This window comes from Mesorhizobium sp. M7A.F.Ca.US.002.01.1.1, from assembly GCF_004022955.1.
Classification (GTDB): Bacteria; Pseudomonadota; Alphaproteobacteria; order Rhizobiales; family Rhizobiaceae; genus Mesorhizobium; species Mesorhizobium ciceri.
On record NZ_RZQE01000296.1, the window covers coordinates 1 to 7,539 of the forward strand.

General features: G+C 62.9%; 10 protein-coding genes. 6 read left to right on the plus strand and 4 right to left on the minus strand.

All coding sequences use genetic code 11. From position 1 onward, the window contains the following. Nucleotides 1–583 (plus strand): Dyp-type peroxidase (locus tag EN932_RS24025; protein WP_128369115.1); only part of this gene is annotated, 583 nt, incomplete at its 5' end. A 41-nt stretch (nucleotides 584–624) separates the two neighbouring features. Here the strand turns inward: EN932_RS24025 and EN932_RS24030 are convergent. Next, a complete protein-coding gene (locus EN932_RS24030) occupies nucleotides 625–1,146 on the minus strand; it encodes a hypothetical protein (RefSeq protein WP_013531009.1) in 522 nt (173 codons plus the stop codon). A gap of 117 nt (nucleotides 1,147–1,263) precedes the next feature. Next, a complete protein-coding gene (locus EN932_RS24035) occupies nucleotides 1,264–2,676 on the minus strand; it encodes an FAD-linked oxidase C-terminal domain-containing protein (RefSeq protein WP_127368752.1) in 1,413 nt (470 codons plus the stop codon). Between the two features lie 163 nt (nucleotides 2,677–2,839). On the opposite strand from EN932_RS24035, the gene EN932_RS24040 reads away from it, so the two are divergent. Both EN932_RS24040 and EN932_RS24045 read left to right on the plus strand, forming a co-directional pair. Next, on the plus strand, nucleotides 2,840–3,319 hold the full coding sequence (locus tag EN932_RS24040; protein WP_127368751.1) for a thioesterase family protein: 480 nt from the start codon (nucleotides 2,840–2,842) through the stop codon (nucleotides 3,317–3,319). Nucleotides 3,320–3,554: 235 nt separating this feature from the next. After that, nucleotides 3,555–3,752, plus strand: coding sequence for a hypothetical protein (locus tag EN932_RS24045; protein ID WP_013531006.1), 198 nt, complete (start codon nucleotides 3,555–3,557; stop codon nucleotides 3,750–3,752). A gap of 28 nt (nucleotides 3,753–3,780) precedes the next feature. Here the strand turns inward: EN932_RS24045 and EN932_RS24050 are convergent, their stop codons facing one another. Next, nucleotides 3,781–4,260 carry an Lrp/AsnC family transcriptional regulator gene (locus EN932_RS24050; protein WP_013531005.1) on the minus strand — a complete coding sequence of 160 codons (480 nt, stop codon included), beginning with the start codon at nucleotides 4,258–4,260 and terminating at the stop codon, nucleotides 3,781–3,783. A gap of 89 nt (nucleotides 4,261–4,349) precedes the next feature. Between EN932_RS24050 and EN932_RS24055 the strand changes: the two genes are divergently transcribed. From EN932_RS24055 to EN932_RS24065, 3 genes are all read left to right on the plus strand, one after another. Then, on the plus strand, nucleotides 4,350–5,258 hold the full coding sequence (locus EN932_RS24055) for a DMT family transporter (RefSeq protein WP_024501431.1): 909 nt from the start codon (nucleotides 4,350–4,352) through the stop codon (nucleotides 5,256–5,258). Between the two features lie 106 nt (nucleotides 5,259–5,364). Beyond that, a complete protein-coding gene (locus EN932_RS24060; protein WP_024501432.1) occupies nucleotides 5,365–6,513 on the plus strand; it encodes a histidine kinase dimerization/phosphoacceptor domain -containing protein in 1,149 nt (382 codons plus the stop codon). Then, nucleotides 6,510–6,956 (plus strand): response regulator, encoded by a 447-nt coding sequence (locus tag EN932_RS24065; RefSeq protein ID WP_013531002.1) that lies wholly within the window; start codon nucleotides 6,510–6,512, stop codon nucleotides 6,954–6,956. The genes EN932_RS24060 and EN932_RS24065 overlap by 4 nt, the downstream gene beginning before the upstream one ends. 9 nt (nucleotides 6,957–6,965) lie before the next feature. On the opposite strand, the gene EN932_RS24070 is transcribed toward EN932_RS24065, so the two are convergent. Further along, a partial coding sequence (locus EN932_RS24070; RefSeq protein WP_164890594.1) for a dienelactone hydrolase family protein occupies nucleotides 6,966–7,539 on the minus strand: 574 nt, incomplete at its 5' end.

Consider the following 7,539-nt stretch of genomic DNA (forward strand, 5'->3'; position numbering starts at 1 on the left):
AAGCGTCATCGATGAGGTTTCCGGCTTTCGCTATTTCGATGCGCGCGACCTGCTCGGCTTCGTCGACGGGACCGCCAACCCGACCGGCCTCGACTTGCCCGCCTCTGCGCTCATCGGCGATGAAGACGCCGACTTCGCCGGCGGCAGCTATGTCGTCGTCCAGAAATATCTCCACGACATGCAGGCCTGGGCGCGCATTCCGACGCCCGAGCAGGAAGCGATCATCGGCCGCACCAAGATCGACAACATCGAAATCGACGATGACGATGCGCCGCGCAAATCGCACAAGTCGCTGGCCACCATCGAGGATGCCGCCGGCAACGAGTACGATATTTTGCGCGACAACATGCCGTTCGGCAGGCCGGGGCAGAACGAGTTCGGCACCTACTTCATCGGCTATTCCAGATATCTTTGGGTCACCGAAAAAATGCTGCAGCGCATGTATATCGGCGAGCCGCCGGGCGCCTACGACCGCCTGCTCGATTTCTCCACACCGCACACCGGCACGACATTCTTCGCGCCAACCCGCCCCATGCTGCAGACGCTTGTCGAGGGCGGACAGGCGAAGCCTGCCGCACGGTAGGCAGGCGTCCTCAACGATTTCAGCCCGCGATCACCGCGAATTCAGCGTGCGTCGCGCTTTGCCTGTGCCACCTTGGCCGCCCTGCGCTGCCGGCCGAGTTCCATTGGCCGGACCAGATCCGGCGCCCTCTGGTTCGCCACCGGCCGCATACCCCTGCGCGCGGTGCGCGAGTTGAAGGCGGGGCCGTCCGATGCCGCCCCTTGCTTCATCACCAATGCCTTGCGCGCATTCTCGATCAGCGAAACGCTGGCGGCCAGTTGCCGGCGCCGCTCGGCCTCGCCATTCAGGCGCCGCATGGCCATGGCCAGCACCGCAAGCTTGAGCTGCGACCCGCCATCAGCCTTCGAAGGCGTAGCGCCCTTCGCCGCGCCCTTGCCCCGGATCTCACGCCGGCGGCGGTGTGCTTCGGTCTGCGCCTTGTCGCGCCGCTCCCGCAACAGCTTGACCAGGCCGGCAAGATCGGCGTCGGAGAGCTCCTGCACCGCCGGATGGTGAGACTTCTCCACCAGATCGTGTTCGTCGGCACTCAGCGCGCGCGCTTCTTCCTTGCGTGAAATCGCCATGGCATCCTCCTCCGCTGGCACGCCTGTTGGCTTCAGGCCCTGCTACCGGCCAAGCCTCGGCCCGAATGGTGGCGCGGTCAAGACTGGCCGCCTACGAACCTTGCGTCGGAAAATCGGTTAGTTTCCCGGCAAGATCTTGCCCGGGTTCATGATATCAAGCGGATCGAGCGCCTGCTTGATGGTGCGCATGATGTCGACGCCGTGGCCGAGCTCGTGGCGCAGGAAGCCGATCTTGCCCTGGCCGATGCCGTGCTCGCCGGTGCAGGTGCCGTCCATGGCGATGGCTCGCATGTTGAGCCGCGCGACGAACTTTTCCGACAGCGCGATCTCCTTGGGATCGTTCACATCCATCAGCACCAGCACGTGGAAATTGCCGTCGCCGGCATGGCCGACGATCGGCGCGATCAGGCCCATCTCGGCGATATCGGCCTCGGTTTCCATGACGCATTCGGCAAAGCGCGAGATCGGCACGCAGACATCGGTCGACAGCCCCTTGGCGCCGGGCCGCAGGGTCAGCGACGACCAGTAGGCGTCGTGCCTCGCCTTCCACAGTTTGGTGCGCTCCTCGGCGACGCTGGTCCACAGGAACGGCCCGCCGCCATTTTCCTCCGCGATCATGCCGAAGGTTTCGGCCTGTTCGGCAACGCCGGCATCGCTACCATGAAACTCGACGAACAGGCACGGGCTTTCGGGATAATCGAGCTTCGAATAGTTCTTCATCGCCCGCATCTGCAGCGCGTTGACCAGTTCGATGCGCGCCACCGGAATGCCCATCTGGATCGTCGCGATAACCGCGTTGCAGGCCGCCTCGACGCTCGGAAACGGGCAGACGCCGCCGGAGATCGCCTGCGGGATGCCCTGCAGCTTCAAGGTCAGCGACGTGATGATGCCGAGCGTGCCTTCCGAGCCGACCAGCAGCCGCGTCAGATCATAGCCGGCCGAGCTCTTTTTCGCCCGCTTGCCGGTCGTCACCATTTCGCCGTCGGCCATGACGGCGGTCAGCGACAGCACGTTCTCGCGCATCGTTCCGTAGCGCACCGCGTTGGTGCCGGAGGCCCGCGTTGCGGCCATGCCGCCCAGCGAGGCATTGGCGCCGGGATCGATCGGAAAGAACAGGCCGGTGTCGCGCAGATGCCGGTTCAAATCCTCACGGGTGACGCCGGGTTCGACCGTGCAGTCGAGATCCTGCGGATTGACCGCCAGGATACGGTTCATGCGCGATGTGTCGACCGATATGCCGCCGCCCGGTGCGTTGGTGTGACCCTCCAGCGAGGAGCCGACGCCGAAGGCGATCACCGGCACGCGGTGCGCCGCACAGGCGCGCACGATCTCCTGCACCTCGGCCGTCGTCTCGGGGAACGCAACGCCATCCGGTGCCTGCGTCGGAATGTAGGTGGTGGTATGTGCATGCTGCGAGCGGATCGCCTGGCCGGTCTGGAATCGCTCGCCGAGCTGCTGCTTGAGGATGCCGAGCACCGCGGCGATGCCTTCCTCGTTGCGTTCGACCGGGTTGAGGTCACTCAGAGCCATGAATTCCTCCGCGAATGGACCAGCGTCCATGCTTGTTATGCGTCTATGGATGCGTAAAGCAATTCCAGGAAAAGTGTGAAGCGGTTTTCCGTCCGAAATTGCGTCAGAACAAATAGAGTCTCCGGAGCCACGCTCTGTCCAGCACCAGAACAAGGAAGTTTCGATGCCCATCCCCACTCCCTTCGTCTCGAAACCCATGGACATCGAGAAGGACTGGATCGACTACAACGGCCATCTCAACATGGCCTATTACAACGTGCTGTTCGACCGCTGCTCGGACGACGCCTTCGAGGCAATGGGCATGGGACCGAACTATGCTAGGGATCGCCGCCTCACCATCTACACCGCCGAAGTCCATGTCTGCTACGTGCAGGAACTGCATCTCGAGCACAAGGTCACGGTCTCTTTCCAGCTCATCGACCATGACGATAAGCGGCTGCGGGCCTATCAGGAAATCCGCCATGTCGACGGCTGGCTGGCCGCGACTTCCGAATCGCTGTCGCTGCATGTCGACATGTCCGGGCCGAAGGTGGCGCCCTTCCCCGCCGATGTGCTGGCCAGGGTCGAAGACATACGCGCCGCCCATTCGGCCCTGCCGATGCCGGAACGGGCCGGCCGCTCGATCGGCATCAAACGCAAATAGGGCGATGCCGACACGTCTCGTTTCCGGCTTCAAAGCCACACCGGCGATCTAAAATCGCAGAACCTTGCCGTCGACCGGCGGCGGCGCTTGAAGCGATGCGGCGCCCTCGTTAACCTTACCAAGGTTTTAACGGGAACAAGCCATTTGAGCCGTTGCGCGACTCAGCGGGCCGGTCGAAAACGATCTGCATCGAGGTAGCGACACGGGCGGCGCGGCGCCGGTTCGAGGAAAGTGCATGAAAACCGACATCAAGGTCGAGGTGGACAGGTTGGCTGCCGATCCGCGCATCACCGACTACGATTTCTGGCGCTCGCTCAAGAACGTCAACAATGAGATCTTCCACATCGCCAACAACAACGAGCCGATTCCGTTCGACATGATCCGCTGGCGCGCCATCCTGAAACAGGCGCGCATGAAGCGCGGCCACGCATAAGGTCCTCGAACGGAACAATCCCCGCAGGTCAAGCCTGGCGCCTCAACGCCGCCAGGGCCGAACGCGCCACCACCGGCGAGGACTGGATGATAGCCGTGTTGGTCATCGCGTAGGGAATGATGCGGTCGATCACCCGCTCGAGGTCGACCACCGACCCGACATGCGCCAGCGCGATGAAACAATCCTCTCCGGTTACGCGGTCGCATTGCACGATCTCCGGCAGTTCGCGGATGATCTCGGCCACGACGGCCAACTGCCCCGGCACTGGCCGGATGCGCAGCCATGCCGACAGCGGCAGGCCGAGTGCCGTCGGGTTGATCCTGACCGAATAGGCCTCGATGACGCCGCTTTCCTGCAGCCGCTTGATGCGCTCAGCCACACTCGGTGCCGACAGGCCCACCGAGCGTGCCAGCTCCGCCGTGCTGGTGCGCGCGTCCTTTTCCAGCAGGCGCAGGATCTTCATGTCGGCGGCATCGAGATCGGCGCTTTCAGTTCGAAGGCGCTTCATGGAAAACTCCTTTATTCCGGGAGAAAGATAGCCGAAATAGCTAATCATCATCTATATAAATAGGCAAATCTGCCTGCGATACTGATCCGATGGATGATCAAACGCAAGCTCTCGCGGCGACCCCTGCCCCGGGCAACTTCACCCTGGGCAAGCTAACGGAAAAACTGCCGCCGCATGTCTGGTTCGGCGTCAGCGCCGTCTTCCACTATCTCGGGCCGGCCTTCGCCGTGCTGCTTTTCCCGCATGTCGGCGTGCTCGGCATGGCGTGGCTGCGCATCGCCACGGCAGCACTCATCTTCGCACCCCTGACCCGTCCATGGCGAAGCTTCGCACGCGCCGATCGCACGACGCGGCTGCTGTTGCTGGCCTTCGGCGCCTGTCTGGCGGTGATGAACTGTTCGTTCTACCTGGCGCTCGACCGACTGCCGATCTCGCTGGTGGCGGCGATCGAATTCGTCGGCATCATCGGCGTCGCGGCGATCGGCCTCAGGAGCACGCGCAATCTCGCCGCCCTTGCCATCGCCGTCGCCGGCACCTTGCTGCTCATCGATGTCAGATGGTCCGACGATCCCATCGGGCTGTTCTGGGCCATCCTCAACGGGGCGCTGTTTGTCGGTTACATCGTACTCGGCCATCGCGTCGCCGCTTCAGGCGCCGGCAGCGGCATCGCCGGCCTGGGTGCTGCCATGGCGATCGCCTTCATCGTCGTGCTGCCGATCGGCTTCACCGATGCGCTGCCGGCCTTTTTCTCACTGCCGCTGCTGCTCGCCGCCATCGGCGTCGGCATCTGCTCGTCGGTCATTCCTTACATCTGCGACCAGCTCGCCATGTCGCGGCTGCCACGCGCGAGCTTCGCGCTGATGCTGTCGCTGCTGCCGGTCACCGCGACGCTGATCGGCGTCGTCGTGCTGCGCCAGATTCCGAGTTTTATCGATTGCCTCGGCATTGCGCTGGTGGTCGCCGGCGTCGCCTTCCACAAGCCGGCATCGGCCGGCTAACTCCGGAGGCCTGATTCTCGGTACGAACTGCGACAGGAAGGCTCAAGATTGAACCAAATCGGCGTCTGATCCGTTGTCACCCGCGAAAATGGCTTGGAGTGACAGAATGGAATGGAAACGGACCAGGGAGCCTGCCGACGCCTGGCACATGACGGACGATCTGCATGTCGAGCACGGCAAGGGCGATCCGTTCGCGGCGGCTATCCGCGCCACCCGCATGTCGATGATCATTACCGATCCCCGACAGCAGGACAATCCTATCGTGTTCGCCAATGACGCTTTCCTGCGACTGACCGGATATGAGCGTCATGAGGTTCTGGGCAGGAACTGCCGCTTCCTGCAGGGACCGAAGACCGACAAGGCCGCTGTCGAACAGATACGCGCGGCGATCGAGGATGAAACCGATGTCAGCGTCGATATCCTGAACTACCGCAAGGACGGCTCGACCTTCTGGAACGCGCTCTACATCAGCCCCGTTTCGAACGACAAAGGCGATTTGCAGTTCTTTTTCGCATCGCAGCTCGACGTCTCGGATCGCAAACAATCGGAGAGTCGCATTAACGCGGACAAGGACCGCTTCGAAAAGGCGGTGAAGGAACGCACCGCGGAACTGGAAGCCGCCCTCGAGGCGCAGACCACCTTGCTGCATGAGGTGGATCACCGGGTGAAAAACAACCTGCAGATGATCTCTTCCCTCATCATTATGCAGCGGCGGACCATACGGGACGAAGCGATCAGGCGTTCGTTGACCACCATGCTGGAGCGCATCGAAGCCCTGAGCACGGTGCATCGGCGGCTTTATCAGTCGAAGGACGTCAGCAAGTTCGATGTGGCGGATTTCGCCAAGGATCTGGTGACAGACCTGCTGACGGCGTCGGGGCGCTCTGAGATCAGTCCGGCTCTCGACCTGGAACCGATCGTCATTTCCGCGGAAAAGGCAACGCCCGTCGCTCTGATGGTCAACGAACTCGTCACCAATGCTCTGAAGCATGCCTTCAAGTCCAAGCCCGACGGAATGTCGGCCGGCCGCCTGGGCATCAAAATGAGCCAGCCCGACGGCCACTTGAATATCGAGGTGTCGGACGACGGCGTCGGCATGGCCGACGCCAACGGCGATGCCTCGTTCGGCATGCGGCTGATCAAATCGCTCGCCCGCCAGTTGCATGCCGAGATCGAATGGCGCGACACCGGCCCCGGCACGAAGGTCGTTATCTCGATCCCGAACGAACCTCAGGAAAAAGGGAATGTGTCATGATTGAGCCGCTCAAGGTCCTGATCATCGAGGACGAAGCGCTGCTGGCAATGGAGCTGGAGAGCCTTGTCGAGGACGCCGGCCACAGCGTCGTCGGCTGGGCGACCTCTTCGGCGGAAGCCATGGCCATGGCGGATGCGACCGAAGCCGATATCGCCTTCGTCGACATCCATCTGAGTGACGGGCCGTCCGGCATCGACGTGGCCAAGTACATAGGCGAAAGGAAGAGTTCGACGGTGGTGTTCATGACCGCCAATCCGAAGCGCATCCCCGATCATTTCGCCGGCGCGATCGGCGTCATAGCCAAGCCTTACACGATGAACGGGCTGACGTCGGCGTTGCGGTACCTGCAGGAAGGCGTGCGCCGCCCGCCCCCCGTTTCGGCGCGGCCGGCCGGCTTCACCCTGTCGCCGGCCTTCGAAACCGCCTGGGCGCCGGCGGCATGACAGCTGAAGTCATTTCAGTTTTTCCCGAAGGAAGGCGATCGTTCTGCCCCAGGCGAGGTCAGCCGCCTTCTTGTCGTAGCGCGCCGCCGACGTGTCGTTGTTGAAGGCGTGGTTGGCGCCTTCATAAACATAGACCGTGTAGTCGACATGCGCCGCGTCGAGTTCCTTCTTGAAGGCGTCGATGCCGGCATTGATGCGCTCGTCGAGTCCGCCATAGTGCAGCAGCAAGGCCGCCTTGATCTTGGATATATCGGCGGCCTTCGGCTGCATGCCGTAATAGGCAACGCCGGCACTGAGATCGGGCGCGTTGACGGCCAGCATGTTGACCGTGCCACCGCCCCAGCAGAAGCCGATAGCGCCGACCTTGCCGTTGCCGTCCTTGTCGCTCTTGAGGAAAGCGACGGTCGCAACACCGTCAGCGATGGTCTGCGCCGGATCGAGCTTGCCGAACATGTCGCGCGCCTTGTCTTCGTCGGTCGGCGTGCCGCCGAGCGGCGACAGAAAATCCGGCGCCAGCGCCACGAAGCCTTCCAGCGCCACGCGCCGCGCCACATCGCGGATATGCGGGTTGAGCCCCCTGTTC